19 protein-coding genes and 1 pseudogene are annotated in these 22,723 nt (G+C 56.8%); 11 read left to right on the top strand and 9 right to left on the bottom strand.

Going from position 1 to position 22,723, the window contains the following annotated elements:
- Positions 1-559: 559 nt before the first annotated feature.
- The gene (locus EH164_RS15270; protein ID WP_124969020.1) at positions 560-1,174 is read right to left on the bottom strand and encodes a flavin reductase family protein; all 615 of its coding nucleotides are present in this window, start codon (positions 1,172-1,174) and stop codon (positions 560-562) included.
- A gap of 94 nt (positions 1,175-1,268) precedes the next feature.
- Here EH164_RS15270 and rlmF point away from each other — a divergent pair, with 94 nt between their 5' ends.
- Positions 1,269-2,204: a 23S rRNA (adenine(1618)-N(6))-methyltransferase RlmF gene (gene rlmF, locus EH164_RS15265; protein ID WP_094420413.1), complete on the top strand. Its 936-nt coding sequence runs from the start codon at positions 1,269-1,271 to the stop codon at positions 2,202-2,204.
- Here rlmF and ybiO read toward each other — a convergent pair.
- The 6 genes and pseudogenes from ybiO to rhtA form a co-directional block, all read right to left on the bottom strand.
- Positions 2,194-4,431 (bottom strand): annotated as a pseudogene (ybiO, locus tag EH164_RS15260) (mechanosensitive channel protein). The gene rlmF and the pseudogene ybiO overlap by 11 nt on opposite strands.
- 115 nt (positions 4,432-4,546) lie before the next feature.
- Complete coding sequence (gene glnQ / locus EH164_RS15255; RefSeq protein WP_023481528.1) at positions 4,547-5,269, bottom strand: glutamine ABC transporter ATP-binding protein GlnQ; 723 nt, start codon at positions 5,267-5,269, stop codon at positions 4,547-4,549.
- A complete protein-coding gene (gene glnP, locus EH164_RS15250; RefSeq protein ID WP_023481646.1) occupies positions 5,266-5,925 on the bottom strand; it encodes a glutamine ABC transporter permease GlnP in 660 nt (219 codons plus the stop codon). The genes glnQ and glnP overlap by 4 nt, the downstream gene beginning before the upstream one ends.
- 86 nt (positions 5,926-6,011) lie before the next feature.
- Positions 6,012-6,758 carry a glutamine ABC transporter substrate-binding protein GlnH gene (gene glnH, locus EH164_RS15245; RefSeq protein ID WP_094420411.1) on the bottom strand — a complete coding sequence of 249 codons (747 nt, stop codon included), beginning with the start codon at positions 6,756-6,758 and terminating at the stop codon, positions 6,012-6,014.
- Between the two features lie 368 nt (positions 6,759-7,126).
- Positions 7,127-7,630, bottom strand: coding sequence for a DNA starvation/stationary phase protection protein Dps (gene dps, locus EH164_RS15235; RefSeq protein WP_023481476.1), 504 nt, complete (start codon positions 7,628-7,630; stop codon positions 7,127-7,129).
- Between the two features lie 294 nt (positions 7,631-7,924).
- Complete coding sequence (gene rhtA / locus EH164_RS15230; protein WP_023481342.1) at positions 7,925-8,815, bottom strand: threonine/homoserine exporter RhtA; 891 nt, start codon at positions 8,813-8,815, stop codon at positions 7,925-7,927.
- Between the two features lie 358 nt (positions 8,816-9,173).
- Here rhtA and ompX point away from each other — a divergent pair, with 358 nt between their 5' ends.
- On the top strand, positions 9,174-9,689 hold the full coding sequence (gene ompX, locus EH164_RS15225) for an outer membrane protein OmpX (protein ID WP_124969018.1): 516 nt from the start codon (positions 9,174-9,176) through the stop codon (positions 9,687-9,689).
- 69 nt (positions 9,690-9,758) lie between these two features.
- Here the strand turns inward: ompX and EH164_RS15220 are convergent, their stop codons facing one another.
- Both EH164_RS15220 and mntS read right to left on the bottom strand, forming a co-directional pair.
- Positions 9,759-11,348: a phosphoethanolamine transferase gene (locus EH164_RS15220; RefSeq protein WP_124969016.1), complete on the bottom strand. Its 1,590-nt coding sequence runs from the start codon at positions 11,346-11,348 to the stop codon at positions 9,759-9,761.
- A 277-nt stretch (positions 11,349-11,625) separates the two neighbouring features.
- Positions 11,626-11,757 (bottom strand): manganase accumulation protein MntS, encoded by a 132-nt coding sequence (mntS, locus tag EH164_RS15215; RefSeq protein WP_023481863.1) that lies wholly within the window; start codon positions 11,755-11,757, stop codon positions 11,626-11,628.
- 186 nt (positions 11,758-11,943) lie between these two features.
- On the opposite strand from mntS, the gene mntR reads away from it, so the two are divergent.
- From mntR to EH164_RS15170, 9 genes are all read left to right on the top strand, one after another.
- Positions 11,944-12,414 (top strand): manganese-binding transcriptional regulator MntR, encoded by a 471-nt coding sequence (gene mntR / locus EH164_RS15210; protein ID WP_023481508.1) that lies wholly within the window; start codon positions 11,944-11,946, stop codon positions 12,412-12,414.
- Positions 12,411-13,520, top strand: a complete 1,110-nt coding sequence (locus EH164_RS15205) for an anion transporter (RefSeq protein ID WP_124969014.1) — start codon at positions 12,411-12,413, stop codon at positions 13,518-13,520. Before mntR ends, EH164_RS15205 begins: the two co-directional genes overlap by 4 nt.
- A gap of 101 nt (positions 13,521-13,621) precedes the next feature.
- Positions 13,622-14,731 (top strand): HlyD family secretion protein, encoded by a 1,110-nt coding sequence (locus EH164_RS15200; protein ID WP_076769595.1) that lies wholly within the window; start codon positions 13,622-13,624, stop codon positions 14,729-14,731.
- Positions 14,728-16,299 carry a DHA2 family efflux MFS transporter permease subunit gene (locus EH164_RS15195; RefSeq protein WP_124969012.1) on the top strand — a complete coding sequence of 524 codons (1,572 nt, stop codon included), beginning with the start codon at positions 14,728-14,730 and terminating at the stop codon, positions 16,297-16,299. Before EH164_RS15200 ends, EH164_RS15195 begins: the two co-directional genes overlap by 4 nt.
- A gap of 1 nt (position 16,300) precedes the next feature.
- Positions 16,301-17,824 carry an efflux transporter outer membrane subunit gene (locus EH164_RS15190; protein ID WP_124969010.1) on the top strand — a complete coding sequence of 508 codons (1,524 nt, stop codon included), beginning with the start codon at positions 16,301-16,303 and terminating at the stop codon, positions 17,822-17,824.
- 100 nt (positions 17,825-17,924) lie between these two features.
- Entirely contained in the window at positions 17,925-18,965 is a 1,041-nt protein-coding gene (locus EH164_RS15185) for an aldo/keto reductase (RefSeq protein ID WP_094420404.1), read from the top strand.
- 199 nt (positions 18,966-19,164) lie between these two features.
- Positions 19,165-20,541, top strand: coding sequence for a glycoside hydrolase family 1 protein (locus tag EH164_RS15180; RefSeq protein WP_124969008.1), 1,377 nt, complete (start codon positions 19,165-19,167; stop codon positions 20,539-20,541).
- Between the two features lie 23 nt (positions 20,542-20,564).
- A complete protein-coding gene (locus EH164_RS15175) occupies positions 20,565-21,884 on the top strand; it encodes a PTS sugar transporter subunit IIC (protein WP_124969006.1) in 1,320 nt (439 codons plus the stop codon).
- A gap of 16 nt (positions 21,885-21,900) precedes the next feature.
- Entirely contained in the window at positions 21,901-22,617 is a 717-nt protein-coding gene (locus EH164_RS15170) for a GntR family transcriptional regulator (protein ID WP_054804087.1), read from the top strand.
- Positions 22,618-22,723: the final 106 nt, after the last annotated feature.

Genomic DNA, 22,723 nt, shown 5'->3' with positions numbered 1-22,723 from the left:
CGGATAAGGCGTAAGGGAATGAAGCCGCTGGAACGGCGTAGGCCGGATAAGCGTTTACGCGCCATCCGGCATTATCACCGCGGTACCCTTGCCGGATGGCGGCTGCGCCTTATCCGGCCTACCAAAACGAGCCTACAGCCACATCGATATTGTTTTTACGTCAGATCTCACAGCGAGGGGGTGGTGTCCCCGCTGAAATCGGCGAACCGAAGCGTGAATGACAAGGTCTGGACGCCATGGATGGCGGACAGAGGCGAACCGAGACAGGATGTCGAGTCGAGCCGGCCGCAGTCAGGCACGCGGGAGGTGAGCGCAGTGCGAAGCACCGATTTCCTTGCGGGGCCGCGGGGATTGATAAGGGGAGCGCGGCCGCTTCCCTTATCCCGTTCACCGCATGCGGGGTTAATGAAACTCCCGAACGCCTGGTGAACGGAACAATACCACCAAAGCCATATGCAAACCCCATTGCCGGATGGCGCGTCCCGCTTATCCGGCCTACGCCGTTTCAGAAATAGGCCATCCGGCAAGCATGCCGTCGATAATAGCCTGGCGGCGTTGATTAACGATTATCCGGGCGAACCAGATCGAAACGCTGATCCTCGCTAATACCGTAATAAGCGGACGGTCCTCCGGCGCGCAGCACCGGCTGTGCCTTCGCCGTCTGGTAAATCCCCTCTTCGAGCAGCGACTCATCGATATGCACCGCCACCACTTCCCCCAGCACCAGCCAGCTCTCAATCGGGCTGCCGTCGGCGGCGGTGAGTTGAATGCACTGCGACAAACGGCACTCAAAGTTAACCGGGCTTTCCGCCACGCGCGGAGCGCGCACCAGGCGACTCTCTGCCGGGGTCAGCCCGGCGCGGGCAAACTCATCTTCGCCGTGCGCCAGCGATGCGGAGGTCTCATTCATCTGCACCGCCAGATCGCGGGTGGTTAAATTCCAGACAAACTCTTTGCTCTCAACGATATTCTGCACGCTATCTTTCCAGCCGCTGCTGGCAAAACCAATAATTGGCGGGCGGTAGTTAAAGCAGTTGAAGAAGCTATAGGGCGCCAGGTTGCGGCGGCCTTGCCCGTCCAGCGAGGCGATCCAGCCGATAGGGCGCGGGCCGACAATGGCATTCAGCGGGTCGTGCGACAGGCCATGACCTTTCGCGGGCTCATAAAAATACATAGCGTCTCCTGATGGCAAAAAGTTTCTTCAGGCTCCCTTATTTACCCGGCTGGCGTCAACGGGTATCTTACGCCGCTGTTAACAGGAGAATGCCATGAATGCCCAGAAGCCGGGTCTGCACCCGCGTAACCGCCACCACAGCCGCTACGACCTCGACGCCCTGTGCGCCGTCAACCCGTCGCTACGTGCCTTTATCACGCGCAATCCGAACGGGGAAGAGACCGTTAATTTTGCCGATCCGCAGGCGGTGAAAGCCCTGAACAAGGCGCTGCTGGCGCATTTCTACGGCGTGCGCGAGTGGGATATCCCGGACGGCTTTCTCTGCCCGCCGGTACCGGGCCGCGCAGACTATCTGCACCATCTCGCCGATCTGCTGGCAGAGAGCGATAACGGCACTATTCCGGCGCAGGCCAGCGTGCTCGATATCGGCACCGGTGCGAACTGCATCTATCCGCTGATTGGCGCCCATCAATATGGCTGGCGTTTTACCGGCAGTGAAGTCAACGCCGAAGCCTTTGCCAGCGCGCAGGCAATCATTGCTGCCAACCCCGGCCTGACCCGCGCGGTGCGCCTGCGTCGCCAGAAAGATACGGCGGCGATCCTCACCGGCATCATTCATAAAAATGAATCTTACGATGCCGTGATCTGTAACCCACCTTTCCATGACTCGGCGCAGAGCGCGCAGGCAAACAGCGAGCGCAAGCGGCGCAACCTCGGCCAGTCTGTGACGGACGCGGCCAACTTCGGCGGCCAGCAGCAGGAGCTGTGGTGTGAAGGCGGCGAAGTGGCCTTTATCAAAACGATGATTGCCGAGAGCAAGCAGTTTGCCCGCCAGGTGTTGTGGTTCACCTCGCTGGTGTCGCGCGGCGACAACCTGCCGGAACTCTACCGCGCACTGACGCAGGTCGGCGCGGTAAAAGTGGTGAAAAAAGAGATGGCACAGGGGCAGAAGCAGAGCCGCTTTATCGCCTGGAGCTTCCTCGACGAGGCCCAGCGTAAACGCTGGGCACAGAGCCGGTTTAAAGGGTAGGTTGTACAGGCGGCGTACCAGCGTTCGCCGCCGGTTGCGCTTGCCCGATCGCTTCCGGGGCTGACACCATCTGGTAGGTCTGCACCGGCGGGCGCACGTGGGCGAGGTCGAAATGCTTTTTCACCATCGTGTCGAGGGCGAAACGCACCGTCCACTGCTTTAGCGGCAGGGTAGTGAAGGTGACACGCAGCGTAAAGGCGGTGTTGGTCAGCCCGACCAGCCCGGCAAAGTTCGGCTCGCCGATAATCAAACCGCGGATCTCCTCCTGCTCCATCAGTTCCGCCACCGCATCCTTCAGCGCCTGATTGGCTTTGTCTGTATCTTCATGACGATCGACATCATAGTTCGCCACCACTGAGCCAATCCCGCGCACAAAGTTGGCGAAGGTGGTGATCGATGACCACGGGATAATATGATACGCGCCGGTATCCTGGCGCACGCCGACGGAACGAATGGTCATGCGCTCCACCGTGCCGGTGAGCGGGCCGATGGTCACCAGATCGCCGGTGTTCATCCCATTTTCAAACTGAATAAATATGCCGGTGATAATATCTTTCACCAGGGTCTGCGAACCGAACGAGATCGCCAGACCCAGCGCCCCGGCACCCGCCAGCAGCGGCGCAATATTCACCCCAATCTCTGAGAGCACAATCATCACCGTAATGGTGCTGATCACCACCGCCAGCGCGTTGCGAAACAGCGTCAGCAGGGTACGTGTGCGTGCGCTGGGCAGCGGGCGACCATGAATATCCGATGTCAGCCGGTTCTCAATAATCGTTGCCAGCAATGTCCAGCCGACGGCAGAGAAAAAGAGGATCAGCGCGATACGAATCAGAATATCGACCGCTTTCTCCCCGGCACCATAAGTGAGCCAGTGCCAGAAATCGAACAGCCCCCACGCGCTTAACAGCAGCAGAATGGTGGTGCAGACCACCAGGAAACGGGCGGTCTTCATCGAGGCGGATAACCAGCCGTTGAGCCGCTTTTGCAGCTCCGGGTAGTTGCGCTGCACCTGCGGCGAGAGGGTGATGGTTTTATCCAGCCAGCGCGACAGCACGCCAGAGATAAACGCAGAGACGCTGAGGATCGCCAGGCTGCTCAACGACGCGCCCATCATAAACTTCAGGCTGTTGCCCGGATCGAACAGCGAGAAGAAGAAGAGCACGATGAAGTAGGCGCTGGCGAGCCAGTGCCACACCAGCGCAAAGGCGCGGATAAAGAGGCTGAAGAAGGCCAGCGAGCGGTCTGCCAGCAGGATCAGGTTGTGCTGGATCTCGCGCTTGTTATGGAAAATCAGGTAGAGCGCCCAGAGGGTGATGCAGAGCATGATCACCACATTGGCGAGCGCGCCGAACTGAATGTTCACCTGATTGGAGATAATCGGCACCGCTACCAGCAGCCCATAGCCAATCAGGCTGCTGAGCGCGCTTAAACGCAGATGCCAGTAGCGCGCCGTCTCATCACGAATATGAAACGGGCGCAGGTCGGGAATGCGCGGGCAGAAGATAAGCCGCAGGATCGCTTTGAAAAACTCAATCAGCGCGAAGGCGTTAAGAAACAGGCTCTGCTGAAAGGCGATGGTGCTGTTACCGCCGGTAAGGTTGGCGCGCAGCACCTGGCCGACAAACAATGTTAGCGCCAGCAGCATGATGTCGATAATAAAAGCCCCGACGATCATCGACGGCAGCTGTAGCCAGTTGCTGCTGTCGCGGTTTTTACGCCGTCCTCAGGCACCCATTCTGCGGTAAACCGGCGAGACGCAGAATCGCACTGTCCACCAGAAGGCGAAGACCAGCACCGCGAGCAGCATGAAGTGGCTGGCGGCATTGGTGAAAGTTTGCGGGTTAAAGGCTTTATGCGGCGAGCCGGTGATATTGCGCCACAGCTGGGCAAAGCGGGTCGCCAGCGCCTCGCCATAGTAATCCGCCACTTCGGTGACGTTCTCCAGCACCGTTTTCTGCTCTTCAATGGCGGGCGGCGAGATGACCGGCACCGGCTCCTGCGGCGGCGTGGTGGCGACTTTACGCAACTGGTCAATCAGCTCTTTGCGTGATTCGTCATTCTCCAGCACATCCGCCAGCGCGCCATAAGCGGCTTTTTTCTGTTCAACATCGGGTTCGCTGGTTTGCGCTGAGGTGGGAGTGGTGGTTGCGGCGGTAACGCCGGGTATGGTCGCGGCCTGAAGCGGCGCGCACAGCAGGCTAATCAGTAACAAAATCCACGGCATAGCTCCTCCGGTGAGAAAATCCCGCAAAGGGATAAGTATAGGTGCCGGGGGAGGGCGGGATAAAATTGCGCACAATCCGCAAAAGAAAAACCCCTCCGGCTGGAGGGGCTGGCTGTCAGGAGACGTGCTGCAGGAACTCTTGCAGGCGCTGGCTGGGCGGATTCTCAATCAGCTGCTGCGGGTTGCCATCTTCGGCAATGCGGCCTTTATCAATGAAAATCAGACGCGAAGCCACTTTTTCGGCAAAGCCGATTTCGTGGGTCACGATCACCATTGTCATCCCCTCTTCGGCCAGATCCTGCATCACTTTCAGCACTTCGTGACGCAATTCCGGATCGAGCGCCGAGGTCGGCTCATCAAACAGCATCATCTTCGGTTTGACCGCCAGCGCGCGGGCAATCGCCACACGCTGCTGCTGACCGCCGGAGAGCTCTGACGGATAGTGGTGGGCGCGCTCGGCGAGACCTACTTTCGCCAGCAGTGCTTTCGCCTGCTTTTCCGCTTCCGCTTTGTTGGTACCGCGCACGCGCAGCGGGCCAAACATCACGTTCTCCAGCGCCGTCAGGTGCGGGAAGAGGTAAAACTGCTGGAACACCATGCCCGCTTCCTGGCGGATCAGGCGCTCATCCACTTTCGGGTCGTTGACCTTCAGACCATCAACAATCAGATCGCCTTTGGTGATCTCCTCCAGCTTGTTGATGCAGCGCAGCAGGGTCGATTTACCGGAGCCGGACGGCCCGATAATCACCACCACTTCGCCCTGGGTAATGTTGAGGTCGATATCATGCAGCACCTGGGTTTTACCGAAGTGCTTGGAAACGTTTTTAAATTCAATCACAGGATTTTCATCCTTTTTTCAAGACGGCGAAGCACGATGTTGAGTGCCTGGGTAATGATGAGATAGATAACCCCAACGGCGGTCCAGATCTCCAGCGCGCGGAAGTTCCCGGCGATGATCTCCTGGCCCTGGCGGGTCAGTTCAGCCGCGCCGATAACAATAAACAGCGAGGTATCTTTGATACTGATGATCAGCTGGTTGCCAAGCGGCGGCAGCATACGGCGCAGCGCCAGCGGCATAATGACGTGGCGAATGGTTTCGCGGCGCGACAGACCAAGCGCCATGCCCGCTTCGCTAAAGCCTTTATGGATCGACAGCACCGAACCACGGGTTATCTCGGCAATATAGGCGCCGGAGTTGATCATGATCGTCACTACCGCAGCGGTGAAGGTGTCGATGCGCAGATCCGGCAGCGCCATCGGCAGGGCGAAGTAGATGTACATCACCTGCACGACGATCGGTGTGCCGCGGACAATTTCGATAAACACGAGGGCGACGTGGTTTGAGATCCACCCGCCGTAGGTACGGGCTAAACCAGCCATCAGGCCGATAACGATACCGCCAGCCAGACCGAGGATCGAGATCCACAAGGTCATTTTGGCCCCGTCCAGTAGAAGCGGAATGGCGGGCCAGATGGCGCTCCAGTCAAACTGCATGTGATTAATTCCTGTATACCGTAGAAGAGACAAATAGCGCGGGGACGAAAGCCGCCCCCGACGTTTAACCTGTTACTTTTTAATAATTATTTAGGCTCAGAACCGAACCATTTTTTGTAGATTTCGTTGTACGTACCGTTCTCGCGCAGGGTTTTCAGCGCGCCGTTCACTTTCTCACGCAGATCGTCGCTGCCTTTCGGGAAGGCGATGCCGTACTGCTGCGCTTCCAGAGAGTCGCCTACCGCTTTAAAACGACCGTTGCCGGCGGTTTTGATGAAGTAGAGGATGTTTGGCGTGTCGTGCAGAACCGCATCAGCGCGGCCGGTACCCAGTTCCATGTAGGCGTTATCGATGTTCGGGAACTGGCGCAGATCTTTGGTTTTGATGTTCGCTTTCGCGTAATCCACGGAGCCGGTGCCGCTCTTAACTGCGATCACTTTACCGTTGAGATCTTTCGCGCTTTTCACGTCGTTGTTGTCGGCTTTCACCATCACCAGCAGGCCGCTTTTGTAGTAGCCGTCGGAGAACTCGATCGCTTTTTTACGCTCTTCAGTAATGGTGATGCCCGCCAGTGCGACATCAACGTTTTTAGTTTGCAGGGCAGGGATAATGCCGCTGAAGTCCATCGGCTTCAGTTCATAATCCAGCTTCAGCTCTTTCGCCACGGCAGCCCACAGGTCGATGTCGAAACCAACGTACTCATTGCCTTTTTTGAATTCGAAAGGAACGAATGCAGTATCGGTAGCCACAACCAGTTTTTTATCAGCAGCCTGAGAAGAAACAGCAAAGGCGAGAGCGAGTGCGGCAAGGGAGAATTTCAATACAGACTTCATAGTGTTTCCTTTTGTATCGGGGGAGCGAGCCCCTGCGAGAATGAACGCAGTATGAAAAAATCATGCCAGGTTTACAACCTATTGTTTTGTAAAGGCGAAGCTTTAACCGGTTGCACAATAAGTGTAGCAATGACACCGCAATGCACCATTTTGAGTCACTCTTTTGGTGCGCTCGCGCGCGATTGTCGGCAGTGCTGCTATTTAGCGCACAACGTGGGCGAGAAACAATCACTTATTAACAATTTTGTGATGAGATAATTACGAAGCGGTAACTTTCTGGCGGGAAGGGGGGAGGAGTGGTGCACCATAAAAGTGCAAACCCCCGCACCGGAGGCGCAGGGGTCAGAGCGATAGCGAAAAGATCTGGCTTATTCGATGTTAGCTTCGATAAACCACAGGTACTGATCCAGATCGCGGGAAGCGGCGGTAAAGATATCTGCGGTATCCTCATCTTTCGCTTCGGTGATGGCTTTACGCAGGTCGTTCGCGACCACCGCGTAACGATCGGCCAGCTCTTTCAGGTGATCCTGCACGCTGTGAATGTCCAGCGGGTAGCTTTTCAGTGCCGTTTTGCTGTTGATCACCTGAGTGGTACCCAGTGCAACACCGCCCAGCTGAACCGCGCGCTCTGCCATGGTATCGAGGTGCGTTACCAGCGAAGTACGGAACTGATCCAGCATTTCGTGCACGCCGATAAAGTTCGCGCCGCGCATGTTCCAGTGGGCCTGCTTGGTGATCAGAGACAGGTCAGTGAAGTGGATCACCTGGCGATTCAGCAGCTCAATGGTCGCTTGTTTGTCGCTGTCCGATACATCGTTACGGGTATAAAGCAGATTAGACGCTTTCGTTTTTACCAGTTTAGCGGTACTCATAATCCATATCCTCTTGATGTTTGTGTCCCAGGTAATTACCGGAACTAAGTATAGCACCAGATTAACCGTCGTCGGTTTTGGCTATGCCTATCAGTTCGATAGCGTGATTTAAATATAGGTCACGATTTCGAAAACGCGCAACTAATCGAATGAAATGTAAGATAATTCTAATAAAGAGACAGCAGATAACTAAGAATAATTCTAATTAATAAAGAATTTACTTAAAGCGTAAAAAATAATGTCAAAGGCCTGAATGAATATTCAGCATGAGCGAAATCTCATGCTGAATAATTATTATTTACCAATATCCACTTCTTTTATTGTGGTCTCGCGGCGCAGGGTTAATGTCGACCCCATCGAGGCAATCACAATCGCCATTAAGGCCAGCACCTGCTGGAGCGCAAGCGTCTCGCCGAGGAAGATCATGCCCGAAACGGCAGCCAGCGCTGGTTCCATACTCATCAGCGTGCCGAAGGTGCGCGTGGGTAGGCGGGTGAGGGCGATCATCTCAAGGGAGTAGGGCAATGCAGTCGACAGAATCGCCACCGCAATACCGAGCGGTAAAATAGACCAGTGCCACAACACCTCGCCCGCCTGAAACGCGCCAAGGGGAACAAAGACGATGGCGGCAATCAGCGAGCCCAGCGCAACCGTCGCCGGGCCATGATCCTCGCCCGCGCGTTGCCCGCTAATAATATAGATAGCCCAGCAAGCCCCCGCACCGAGCGCAAATGCCGCGCCGGTTAAATCAACGTGCGTAACATCCTGGCCCAGCGGCAGCAGATACCACAGACCCAGCACTGCGAGGATCACCCAGATAAAATCGACCGCGCGGCGGGAGGCAAAGAGGGCAACAGCCAGCGGACCGGTGAACTCCAGCGCCACGGCCACGCCAAGCGGCACGGTCTGGATCGCCAGATAGAACATGTAGTTCATCGCGCCGAGCGACAGGCCATAAAAGAGCAGCGGCAGCCGCTGTTCGCGGGTGAAACGCAGACGCCAGGGTTTAAAGACAATAACCAGGATAAGCGTGCCGAGGGCAAGACGCAGCGCGGTGACGCCGGGCGCGCCAACTAAAGGAAAGAGCGATTTCGCCAGCGACGCCCCTCCCTGAATCGAGGTCATAGCGATAAGCAGTATGATAACCGGTACCCACACCGGCAGTTTACGCGGCAAAACAGGCATCCTTTCTCCGTTAAGTGTCTGGTGAAGCAGAGCCGATAGTCTACTTGAAATAGTATTCAGACGGTTGATGGTTGGTTGTAAAAAAGGCTGAAAAAATCCGTATAATGGCCGTCAGGCGGTCGATTATTGGCCTGTTTATTTAAGAATAATCTGGATGAACGAATTCAGGAACAGGTACCATAATAGTCCGACTCTTGAGAAAAGTGCTTTTTAATGAATGAGTTGTTAAGAAGCGGAAACTTTCTGTTACATGAAAGAACGCTTTAGACTCTATTTCTCTCAAAGAGTTTCCTTATAATTTTTGATATATTTAAATGCGTAGTACCCAGGATTTCTTGAAGCACATTTGAGGTGGATTATGAAAAAAATTGCATGTCTTTCAGCACTGGCCGCTCTTCTGGCGGTTTCTGCAGGTTCCGCAGTAGCATCAACTTCTACTGTTTCCGGCGGTTATGCTCAGAGCGACGCTCAGGGTATTGCTAACAAAACCAACGGTTTCAACCTGAAATACCGTTACGAGCAGGATAACAACCCGCTGGGCGTTATCGGTTCCTTCACCTACACCGAAAAAGATCGTACTACCGGTGAAGGCGTTTATAACAAAGCTCAGTACTACGGCATCACTGCTGGTCCGGCTTTCCGCATCAATGACTGGGCGAGCATCTACGGCGTAGTGGGTGTTGGTTACGGTAAATTCCAGCAGACTGCTGACGTTGCTAAAGTTTCTGACACCAGCGACTACGGCTTCTCCTACGGTGCTGGTCTGCAGTTCAACCCGATGGAAAACGTTGCTCTGGACTTCTCCTACGAGCAGAGCCGTATCCGTAGCGTTGACGTTGGCACCTGGATTGCCGGTGTTGGTTACCGCTTCTAATCGCTTTCGCGATAATAAAAATCCGCCTCAAGGGGCGGATTTTTTTTTGCCTGCAAAAAGCATAGACCGTTAACGGCTGCTGCGCGTGTCGAAAAGATCCGTGCCGAGATGGTTATAGTCCACTTTCTGTAACTTAAAGTTGGTAACGTAGACTGGCCCCGCTTTTTTCCCCGAGATAAACGGGTACGAATTTTTGATCTGCGTGGCGGTAATGCCGGTCCACTGTGAGAAGAAGCTCAAAAAGTCGTTGGCGGAGCGGCGCGCTTTAATCAGACGGTGTTTGGTCGCATCGCTTGAGACCACCATAAACGGCACCTGAAAGTTCTGCTGAAAATGGTCGTCATGCGCGAGATACTGCACCTCTTTGCCGCGCTCTTTGAACGCCAGACCATGATCGGAGAAGTAGACCATCGAGAAACTCTCGCCGCTGTTGCGCAGCTGGGAGTAGATCTTGCCCAGCAGATCGTCCGTCTGGGTGATGGAGTAGAGGTAGCAGGAGGTCTCTTTCGACTGCACAAACTCGTTGTACTTGCCGCCGGTGCGATCGCATGCCTGCGGATGCGACCCCATCAGATGCAGCACAATCAGCTGCGGTTGATTACGCCGCACGCTCAGCACCTGGTTAGTGAGCTTTAACAGATCCTCATCGCGGGTGTTTTTATCCGCTTCAAAGTCGCCCCGTTTCAGGAACTGCACTTCATCGGCGCGCTTCGCGATGCTGGCGATGGCGGTGTCATATTCGCCAATCTGCCCCTGGTTTGAGAACCACCATGTCTGGAAACCGGCGCGGCTCGCCAGCGTGACAAAGTTATCCTGATACTGCGGCTTGTCGTTTACTACGCGGTTTAAGGTCAGACCGAGGGACTTCTGGGTCGATCCGCTGGCGGCAATATAGTCGGTAAAGAGATCGCCATTCACCTGGCTGGCAAACGGCGTATTGTTCCAGTGCCCGCCAAAAGCGCCCAGCGCATCACGGCGCGCGCTCTCGCCAATCACTACTACATAGACGTGATACTTCGGTTTTACCGCGGTGACCGTCCAGGTATCTTTCATCCCGGAGAGCTGCGCCATGTTCTCCTCTTCCACCTTCACTTCGTGGTAGTTGTAGGCGACATCACGCACAAAGCGCAGCACCGGCACGCCGGTGTCGATCAGGCGGAACTCAAAGCCGCGAAAATGGTTCTGCACCGGGCCGATAAAGTAGGAGGCGACGCAAAACAGCACGCCCAGCGTGTCCCACTTCAGCCACGGCGTCGAGGGCACCAACACCCGGCGGCGCAGCGCAATCACGCCCAGCGCGAGGATGCCAACGCTGATAACGTAGTGATACCACGGGAAGATGGTCAGAATTTCTGACGACTCTTCGATATTGGTCGAACGCAGCGCCAGCAGGGTGTTGAAGTTGGGCGCGCCATAAGCCTGACCAAACGGAAAATAGCTGGCGGCGACCAGCATGGTGATGGTCAGAAAGATTTTTTGCGCGCGCGGCGCATGACGCCAGAGCACGCAGAGCGCGCAGGTGGAGACCACCGCATAGAGCACGCTGAATTCGTAGCCAAGGGCAAAGTTAATTAATAGTGACTGCAGGAAATAGAAACCAATCCACGGATTGATCGACTGACCGCGCAGGGCAACGGACTCTTTAAGGATTACGCTCATAGATGATTTCGTGAAACGCCATGTGCTCACCCTGGCGTAAGGGTCAAAACCTGCCGGACAGCGCGCTGAGAGGGGGAGGGGATCCGCGTCTGCGGTGCGCATTGAGTGCAGGGCTGCGCAAAGATAAAGCGCGGCGGGTTCCAGGTCAACAGCAGCTAAGAGATTGTTTTGCGAGAGTGATTGCAAATCCAGCAAAAATACGCGGATTTTGGGGAAAACAGGTCAGTATGAAGCGATAAGATGACAGAAATATGAAGCGGCGTACCGCGACGCCGCATCAGTGGGTAGGTTTATCTTCGTTCTGCTGCGGCTTACCGTTGACGATATCGCACAACATATTGAGCAGCATTAAACGGACTTTAAAGGGAGAGTGGCTAAACACGCGCATACACCTCTTGAACTCATTCATTGTCACCTCCTGATGATTAGGACCCCTTCGATCCATGAAAGGTGAACGCATTACATACAGATATAGCACAGGCTATATTACATAGCTACGGCTAATACGTTAATTTTTTGTACTGATTCACGGATGGTTTACAATGCGCCTCTCTTATATGATGCTGCACAGCGTCTCACCGTCAGGGGAAGCACTATGAACCGTCGCGCAGGTAAGCAAACAATAAAAAAAGTGACGCTGGTTAATGTCGAAGAGCATGTCGAAGGCTTCCGCCAGGTCCGCGAAGCGCACCGCCGCGAGCTGATTGATGACTATGTTGAACTCATCTCCGATCTGATCCGCGAAGTGGGGGAAGCCCGCCAGGTGGATATGGCCGCGCGCCTCGGCGTGTCGCAGCCCACGGTGGCGAAAATGTTAAAAAGGCTCGCCTCGGTCGGTCTTATCGAGCAGATCCCGTGGCGCGGCGTCTTTCTCACCGCCGAAGGGGAGAGGCTGGCGCAGGAGAGCCGCGAACGTCATCAAATCGTTGAGAGTTTCCTGCTGGTGTTAGGCGTCAGCCCGGATATCGCCCGGCGCGATGCGGAAGGGATGGAGCACCACGTCAGCGAAGAGACCCTTGAATGTTTCCGTCGTTTCACGCAGCAACACGAGACGCCATCTGAATGAACCTCCCTTTTATTCGCGCCCTGGCGCGTGACCGCTTTCTCCACCTGTTACTGTTAATCGGCGTCGCCTTATGCTTCTTTGTGCCCTTTGCGCCAAAGAAGTGGCCCGGTGCCATCGACTGGCACACCATTATTACCCTCAGCGGTTTAATGCTGCTGACCAAAGGGGTGGAGCTGAGCGGCTATTTTGATGTAATTGGCCGACGCATGGTGCGCCGTTTTCAGCACGAGCGTCAGCTGGCTCTGTTCCTCGTGCTGGCGGCGGCGGTGCTCTCTACCTTTCTGACTAACGATGTTGCGCTGTTTATTGTCGTGCCGCTAACCATCACGCTAAAGAAGCTGTGCGAAATCCCGGTTAACCGGTTGATCATCTTCGAAGCGCTGGCGGTTAACGCCGGATCCCTTTTAACGCCCATCGGTAACCCGCAGAACATCCTGATTTGGGGCCGTTCGGGGCTCTCTTTCCCTGCCTTTATCTGGCAGATGGCACCGCTGGCGCTGGCCATGATGGTCACGCTGCTGGTGCTCTGCTGGTTCTGTTTCTCTGCTAAAGCGCTGACTTACCATAGCGGGCAGAGCTCAAGCGAGTGGAAACCGAAGCTGGTCTGGAGCTGCCTCGGCTTTTACCTGGTCTTTATCACCGCGCTTGAGCTGAAGCAGGAGTTGTGGGGCCTGGCGATTATCGCCGTCGGTTTTCTCTTCCTGGCGCGCCGGGTGGTGTTCAGCGTTGACTGGACGCTGCTGCTGGTCTTTATCGCCATGTTTATTGATGTCCATCTGCTGACGCAGCTGCCAGCGCTGCACGCGACGCTTGCCAGCACCGGCCAGCTTTCGCCGCCTGGCTTATGGCTGACCGCGATTGGCCTGTCGCAGTTTATCAGTAATGTGCCAGCGACCATTTTGCTGCTCAACTATGTTCCGCCCGATACATTGCTTGCCTGGGCGGTTAACGTCGGTGGCTTTGGCCTGCTGCCGGGATCGCTGGCGAACCTTATTGCTCTGCGTATGGCAAACAATCGTCGCATCTGGTGGCGCTTCCATCTCTACTCGATGCCCCTGCTGGTGTGGGCTGCGCTGGTGGGATACGGATTACTCTTAGTCATATAGTGCTGATTTGTCAGTTTATCCTGGCAAATGTATAGCAACCGCCTAAGTTTAGTAAACGGCGCACCCTCGGCGCCGTTACCTGACAGGAACGTTGCGAGATTATGGCAGAAAAGAGAACCCAACCTGACGACGTTCAGGACGACGAAAAAGAGCAGCAAGACGACAAACCCCGCAAACGCCCCGGAAAGAAGCCGCTGATTATTCTCGGCATTGTCGTCGTGGTGATGGTTGTTGTGGCACTGGTGTGGTGGTTATTAACCCGCAACCAGGAGACCACCGATGACGCCTTCACCGACGGCGATGCGGTAACCATTGCGCCGAAAGTGGCGGGCTACGTCACCGATCTGCGGGTAAAAGATAACCAGCGGGTGAAAAAGGGCGATCTGCTGGTGGTGATCGACCCGCGCGATGCCACCGCCCAGCGCGATCAGGCGCAGGCCCAGCTTGGGCTGGCAACCGCGCAGCTTCACCAGGCGCAGGCGCAGCTCGCGCTCTCTAAAGTGCAGTACCCGGCGCAGCGGGATGAAGCCCGCGCGCAGGTACTGAAAGCGAAGGCCGATCTGGCTAACGCCGAAGCCGCTTACAAACGTCAACGCGGTGTCGATCCCCGCGCGACCACCCAACAAAACATTGATACCGCTAATGCGCAGTTGCGCAGTGCCCAGGCGCAGCTCGCCAGCGCGCAGGCGCAGCTGGAAGTGGCCGAGCAGGTGCAGTTGCAGATCCGCCAGCAGGAGACCAACGTCGAGGCGCGCGAGCAGCAGGTCGCGCAGGCGAAAGCGCAGCTGGAAACCGCTAACCTCAACCTTTCGTGGACCAACGTCCGCGCGCCGTTCGATGGCTATGTCACCAAGCGTAACGTGCAAACCGGCACGCTGGTGCAGGCCGGGAGCGCGCTCTTTTCGCTGGTCTCCCAGGAAGTTTGGGTGACGGCGAACTTTAAGGAGTCGCAGCTGGAGCGCATGCGTCCGGGTAATAAAGTGACGGTCACCGTCGATGCCTGGCCGGATCTGGAGCTGGAAGGGCATGTCGACAGTATCCAGCAGGGGAGTGGCTCGAAGTTCGCCGCCTTCCCGTCGGAAAACGCCACCGGTAACTTTGTGAAGATTGTTCAGCGCGTGCCGGTGAAGATCGTTATCGATAAGGGGCTGGACCCGAACAAACCGCTGCCGCTCGGCCTCTCAGTTGAACCGAAGGTTACGCTGGAATGACCGACCACAGTCATGAAAACTGGCGTCCGGCCAGTAACCCGTGGGCGGTGGCGTGGGTCGTCACCCTCGCGGTGTTTATGGAGATCCTCGACACCACCATCGTCAACGTGGCGCTACCGCACGTCGCCGGGTCGCTCTCCGCCAGTTATGACGAATCCACCTGGGTGCTGACCAGCTACCTGGTGGCGAACGGGATTGTGCTGCCCATCTCGGCATTTCTTAGCCGTACCTTTGGCCGCAAACAGTTTTTCCTTATCTGCATTGTGATGTTTACCATCTGCTCGTTTTTGTGCGGTATCGCCACCGAGCTGTGGGAGATCATTCTGTTTCGTATTTTGCAGGGCTTCTTCGGCGGCGGCCTGCAACCGACGCAGCAATCGGTGCTGCTGGACTACTTCAAACCGGAAGATCGCGGCAAAGCCTTTGGTCTCTCCTCCATCGCCATTATCGTCGCCCCGGTGCTCGGCCCGACGCTCGGCGGCTGGATCACCGATAACTACTCCTGGCGCTGGGTCTTCTTTATCAATATCCCGGTGGGCATCGTTACGGTGCTGGCGATCTACCAGTTGCTGGAAGATCCGCCGTGGGAGCGTAAATCAAAACAGAAACTCTCCATCGACTGGCCGGGCATTGGCCTGATCGCCCTCGGTCTTGGCTGCCTGCAGGTAATGCTCGATCGCGGGGAAGATGAGGATTGGTTTAACTCCGACTTCACACGCATCTTTGCGGTGCTGACGGCGGTAGGGATTGTCGGCGCGATCTACTGGCTGATGTACGCCAAAAAGCCGGTGGTCGATCTGCGCTGTATGGCCGATAAAAACTTTACCGTCTCCAGCCTGCTGATGGCCGGGATGGCGATGATCCTCTATGGCAGCTCGGTGGTGATCCCGCAGCTGGCGCAGCAGGATCTCGGTTACACCGCTACCTGGTCAGGGCTGGTGCTCTCGCCCGGGGCCATATTGATTGTGTTAACCATTCCGCTGGTGCTGAAGCTGATGCCGGTGGTGCAGACGCGCTGGATCATCGCCTTCGGCTTCTTCTGCCTGGCGGCCTCCTTCTGGTGGACGCGCTCGCTGACGCCGGATGTCGATTTTGAAACGCTGGTGCTGTTCCGCAGCGCGCAGTCGATCGGGCTGGGCTTCCTGTTTGTGCCGCTCACCACCATCGCCTTTATCACTATACCGCGGCAACTCAATGCTGATGCGGCGGCGCTGTTTACCATGTTCCGTAACGTGGCGGGATCGATCGGTATTTCGCTCTCAACGGCGGCGATCACCGAGCGTTCGCAGGCGCATATGTCGCACCTCTCCGAACACACGTCGCCCTTTAATGAGCAGTTCCAGCTGGCGCTGCGGTCAATGGCGGAGTCGGTGCGCAACTTTACCAGCCTGGCGGGCGATCCCTTCTCTAATGCCACCGGACAGATGTACAAAGCGATGGTCGCCCAGTCGCGCATTCTGGCCTACATCGATGTCTTTACCATCCTGAGTGTGGTGGCGGTTTTGTTGATCCCATTTTGTCTATTGCTTTCGCCGATCAAGAGCGAAGGCAGCGCAGGAGCACATTAATATGGCATGGCGTCATTTTCCCGTTACCTTTTTGTCACTGTGCCTTGCCGGGTGCGCGGTCGGGCCGGATTACCAGCCCGCGCAGCCGCAAACCCCGGCGCGCTGGAACGATCCGGGTGATGCGTCGGTAAAATCCCGGGCGACGCCGCAGGCGGTTAACCCGCGCTGGTGGACGACCTTTAACTCGCCGCAGCTTAACAGCCTGATTGAACGGGCGATTGCCGGGAATCTATCTCTGCAACAGACGGTGCTGCGCATTGCCGGTGCCCGCGAGCAGATCAATCAGGCGGGCGGTGCGTTTCTGCCAGCGGTGAACGGCTCGCTACAGGCGACGCGTCAGCAGCTGGGGCTGGAAGGGGAGCTGAAATCCCATGATGTCTACGGCCAGCTGGAGAATGCCGATCCGGCGGTCAGCGGCGCGCTGGGCGCCTTAACCCAGCCGGTCAATCTCTACCAGGGCAGCTTTGATGCCCAGTGGGAGCTGGATTTGTGGGGCAAAGTGCGCCGTCAGGTCGAGGCCACCACCGCCCAGCAGCAGCAGGCGATTGAGCAGCGCAACGATGCGCTGGTATCGCTGGAAGCGGAAGTGGCGCGCGCCTGGCTGCAACTGCGCGGCGCGCAGAGCATCATTGCTTCACTGAATACCCAGATTCAGAGTGCGCAGGAGACCTTGACCCTGACGCAAAACCGCCAGCAGGGCGGGCTATCGCCGCAGCTGGATGTGGAGAATGCCCGCGCCCAGGCGGCGAACCTTGAAGCGCAGCTGCCGCAGTACCAGGCGCAGGAGCGCCAGGCGATGAATGCGCTGGCGGTGCTGCTCGGCAAAACGCCGGGCGCGCTGGATAGCGAACTGCGCGGCACGCAGCCGCTCCCGGCCTTGCCGGACGTGGTGCCTACCGGCATTCCCTCCACCTTGGCGCGCCGTCGCCCGGACGTGCGCGAAGCGGAAGCGACGCTGCATGCGGCGACCGCGCAAATCGGCGTCTCCGTCGCGCAGCTCTTCCCGAGCCTGACGCTCAGCGGCCAGTTTGGTCTGCGCAATAGCGAAACCAACTGGCTGACGGACTGGAGCAGCCACTTCTACAGCTTTGGCCCGCAGGTCTCGATCCCTATTTTCCAGGGCGGACGGCTGGTGTCGAGCGTCAAACTGGCGCGCGCGCAGCAGGGTGCCGCGGTGCTCAACTATCGCCAGACGGTGCTCAGCGCGCTGAACGATGTAGAGAATGCGCTGGTCAGCTACCGCGCCGATCAGCAGCGTGAAGCGAGCCTCGATAAGACGCTGGAAGCGTTGCAGAACGCCTTTTCGCTTGCCAGCGATAGTTACCGCAAAGGGATTGCCAGCTTCCTCGATGTGCTCGACGCCCAGCGCCAGCTGGCGCAGGCGAGCCAGCAGCGCGAGCAGGCGCGGGTGCAGAGTAGCCTCGATCTCGTCGCGCTCTACAAAGCCCTCGGCGGCGGCTGGGAGCCGTACCAGAATGTGCAACTGCCTGATTACAAAGTCTTTGGCGACGCGCCGCGCGGATAATCAGAGGATTGGGCAAGAAACAGGCAGGATCCCCACATTCGCCGCGCAGGCACGGAGCGTATAACTGATTGCGTCAAACAACCGATGAGGAGACGCTACCATGCGCTACAAAAAACTGGGCAATACCGGACTGTTTGTTTCTGAACTCTGCCTCGGCACCATGACCTTCGGCGGTCAGGAGGATATGTGGGGCAAAATCGGCCAGCTACAGCAGGCACAGGCTGAAGAGCTGGTCGGCCGCGCCCTTGATGCCGGGATCAACTTTATTGACACCGCTGATGTTTACTCCGGCGGACGCTCGGAAGCGATCACCGGCCAGGCGTTAAAAAACCTGAAGGTGCCGCGCGAAAATGTGGTGGTTGCCACCAAAGTCTTCGGCGAAACCGGCACCGCGGGCGTCAACTCGCGCGGCAGTTCGCGCTTTCACATTATTCAGAGCGTGAAAGCGAGCCTCAAGCGCCTGCAACTCGATCATATCGATCTCTACCAGTTGCACGGGTTTGATCCGGCGACGCCAATGGAGGAGACGCTGTACGCCCTCGATACGCTGGTGCAGCACGGGCATGTGCGCTATATCGGCGTCTCCAACTGGGCGGCGTGGCAGATTGCCAAAGCGCTGGGCATCTCTGAGCGCCTGGGCCTCGCGCGTTTTGCTTCGCTACAGGCCTATTACACCATTGCCGGACGCGATCTGGAGCGTGAGCTGGTGCCGATGATGCAGAGCGAAAATGTCGGGCTGATGGTCTGGAGCCCGCTGGCGGGCGGTCTGCTGAGCGGCAAATATGGCCGCGACGGCAAAGCCGAAGCGGGCGGTCGCCGGGTGGAGTTTGACTTCCCGCCGGTGAATAAAGATCGCGCCTTCGACTGCGTGGATGTGATGCGCACTATCGCTGATAGCAAAGGCGTTAGCGTGGCGCAAATCGCGCTGGCCTGGCTGCTGCACCAGCAGGCGGTGACCAGCGTGATTATCGGCGCGAAACGCCCGGAACAACTGGATGATAACCTCGCCGCAACGAGCGTGCAGTTGAGCGACGAAGAGCTTAAACAGCTTGATGCCGTCAGCGCGCTGCCGCGTGAATACCCCGGCTGGATGCTGGAGCGCCAGGGCGAGTATCGCCGTAATCAATTGAATCAGCAGTAATTTCCCCTTAAGCATAAATTACAGGCCGGTGTAGCGTTCGCGCTATCCGGTCTGTTGCCTGTTCCTGCTTCATCTTCCCCGTTTCGCACAATTCTTTCGAAAAGCGTCACAAAACCGCGCTTCTCTCTTTGCCTGTTTTTTCGCCATTCGCTATATGACTAGTCATATATACGAAATGACTAGTCATGGAGAAAACGCAATGAGCAGAACATTACCGACCGGTTTTTTATGGGGCAACTCTGTCTCCAGCATGCAGACCGAAGGGGCGTGGAATGAGGGCGGAAAAGGGATGTCGGTCTACGATATCCGCGAAGCCAGCGAATTTGCCTCCGACTGGAAAGTCGCCACCGACTCCTATCACCGTTACGAGGAAGATTTCGACCTGATGCAGGATCTGGGCATGAACTGCTACCGCTTTCAGATCGCCTGGAGCCGCGTCTGCCCTGAGGGTGACGGCGAATTTAATCAGGAAGGCATCGATTTTTACGCGCGCTTTATTGACGGTCTGCTGGCGCGCGGCATTGAGCCGATGGTCTGCCTTTATCACTTCGATATGCCGCTGGCGCTGGCAGAAAAGTACAACGGTTTTGTCGATCGCCACGTGCTTGACGCCTTTGTTCGTTACGGCCAGAAGATGATCGACTCCTTCGGCAGCAAGGTGAAGTACTGGCTCACCTTTAACGAGCAGAATATCTACCATATGCCCGGCGCGTTTCAGGTTGGCGGCTACCTGAAGGGCGAGAAAACCCTGCGCGAGCTTTACCAGATCCAGCACCACGTGATGATGGCGCACGTGCTGCTGACGCACTATCTGCACGATACCCAGCCCGGCAAACTGATGGGCGGCATGCTCGCGCACCAGTTGATCTACCCGGCTACCTGCAAACCGCGCGATATCTTCTGTGCCATGCAGTATGACGAATTCCTCAATCAGAACCTGCTGCGCGTCTACGCCGGGCAGGGTTACAGCCCGGCGGTAATGGCAGTAGTGGAAAAAGAGGGCTTTGGTGATATCTACCGTGATGAGGATTTGGCGCAGATCGCGCGCGTCAAAAACGACTTTATGGCCTTTAGCTACTACGCCAGCAAAACGCTGGACAGCGACGCCATCGGCACGGATACGCCGGTCAACTACTACCTGCACGAAGGCGACAAACCCAATCCTTATCTTGAAGCGACAGAGTGGGGCTGGCAGATCGATCCGCTCGGTTTTCGCGCCATCATTACCCGCTACTACAACGACTGGCGGCTGCCGGTATTCCCGATTGAGAACGGCATCGGCGTGATTGAGGAGTGGGACGGCGTCAATCCGATAGATGATGAGTACCGCATTGCTTATCACCGCGATCACCTGCAGGCGATGCAGGATGCGATGTTTGAAGATGGTGCGCAGGTGATTGGCTATCTCGGCTGGGGGCTTATCGATATTCTCAGCTCCCAGGGCGATATGCGTAAACGCTACGGCGTGGTCTACGTTAACCGCGATAACCACGACCTGAAGGATATGCGACGCGTACCGAAAAAGAGCTACCGCTGGCTGCAACGGGTGATCCGTAGCAACGGGCGTGACATGTAACGCAGTGATAAGAGGGCAGCGCAATGTCTGAGACAAAAATCACGCCGAAAATGCAGTTATTCGTCGATAAGTTCGTGGAGTTCTCCGCCCGCCTGGCAAATCAGGTGCATCTGCGATCCCTGCGCGACGCGTTCGCGGCGGTGATGCCGATTTTCATCCTCGCCGGGCTGGCGGTGCTGATCAATAACGTCATTTTCCCCTGGGTGCTGGAGGGCGAGACGCTGGCACGCTTTAAGGTGTGGGGCGAAGCCGTCATTAACGGCACGTTGAATATCGCGGCCCTGCTGATTGCGCCAATGACCGCCTGGTCGCTGGCGCGCAATAAGAACTTCGAGAACCCGGTCTCAGCGGTGGTTATTGCGATTGCCAGTTTTATCATCATGATGCCGATGCAGCTCGATGTGGTGCCGGTGGGGAGTAAAACCACGGTGAGCGTCGCGCAGATGCTGTCGTTTGCCAATATCGGTACCACCGGCATTTTTGCCGGGGTGATTATCGGCCTGCTCTCAACGGAGCTGTTTATCCGCGTCGCCAGCGTGAAGCGCTTCTCCATTTCCCTCGGCGATAATGTGCCATCGGCGGTGGGGCAATCCTTCTCGGCGCTGATCCCGACCATCATCACCTTGTCGATCTTCGCGATGGTGGCGGCACTGCTGGCGAACCTGCTGCATACGGATTTGATCCATCTCATCACCACCCTGATTCAGCAGCCGCTGCGCCAAATTAATACCAGCCTGCCGGGCACGCTATTTATCTACAGCTTCGGCAACTTCCTCTTTACGCTCGGTATTCACCAGACGGTGGTCAACGGTGTGATCCTCGAACCGCTGCTACTGATTAACACTAACGAGAATATGCTCGCCTTCGCCAACGGCCAGCCGATCCCGCATATCATCAACAGCATTTTTGTGCCGACCTTCGGCATGATTGGCGGCACCGGCAGCACTTTGTCGTTGCTGATCGCCATCTTTATCTTTGCCAGGCAGCAGTCGGCAAAGCAGGTGGCGCGGCTGGCCATTTCGCCGGGGCTGTTCAACATCAACGAACCGGTGATTTTCGGCCTGCCGATTGTCTTTAACCTGCCGCTGATGATCCCCTTTGTGCTGCTGCCGGCGCTGGGTATCTGGTTTGCCTGGTTCTGCACCACGATGGGCTGGATGGCGCGCTGCGTGGTGATGATCCCGTGGACGACACCGCCAATTTTAAGCGCCTGGCTGGCGACGGCGGGCGACTGGCGGGCGGTAGTGGTTCAGTTGATAATCATCATCTTTGGTGTATTCTTCTACCTGCCTTTCCTCAAAATTGCCGAGAGAGTGGCCTTAAGAAACAATGGGATAGACTAAATTACCGGGACGGGTCATGGCGGCAAAATATATCACCATCGCGCGGGAAATTAAGCGGCGCATCCTCAGCCAGCAGTATCCTGCCAGCGCGCCGCTGCCGGACCAGTTCGCGCTGGCGGCGGAGTTTAATACCAGCCGCATGACCATCCAGCAGGCGATGCGTCAGCTGATTGTTGAGGGGCTGGTCTATACCCGCCAGGGGCAGGGCACCTTTATCCGCAAAAATTTCCTTCAGCTGTCGCGCTGGGATCTGCCTGGCAGCGACTATTTTGGTGCCACCAAAACCTGGGAGAACGTTGGCGAAGTGACGAGCAAGATCGTGCGCTTCGATCTGCGTTTTGCCAGCGAAAAAGAGCAGGCTTCGCTGCTGGTGGGGCCGGATGAGCCGGTGTATGACTTTGTGCGCCTGCGTCTGCTGGAGGGCGAGCCGGTGTCGCTGGAGTTCACACTGATGCCGGTAAACCTGGTGCCGGGGCTCAATCGCAGCCATCTGGAAAGCTCGGTGTTTCGCTATGTGCAGGACGATCTGGCGCTAAAAATCATGGGGTCGTACCGCATTGTCCGCGCGCTGAAGCCGTGCGAGGAAGATAAGCAGTACCTCAACTGTGATGAGACCGATCCGGTGCTGGAGGTGGAACAGGTTATCTACCTGGAGGATGGCACGCCGCTGGAGTATGCCCATTGCCATTACCGCTACGATCACGGCGGGGTGATTGTGGTTAACCACGGATAAAAGCGCTGTTTTTATTATTGCCGGATGGCGGCTACGCCTTATCCGGCCTACGCGATACATCAACACTCATTGCTTGTGCCATCCGGCAATCAACATAAAAAAAGCG

Origin of the sequence: Kosakonia sp. CCTCC M2018092 (genome assembly GCF_003864115.1) — a bacterium.
In the GTDB taxonomy this organism is placed as follows: Bacteria; Pseudomonadota; Gammaproteobacteria; order Enterobacterales; family Enterobacteriaceae; genus Kosakonia; species Kosakonia cowanii.
Note: the sequence above shows the minus strand (reverse complement) of the source record. Positions and strands in the feature narration are given on the sequence as shown.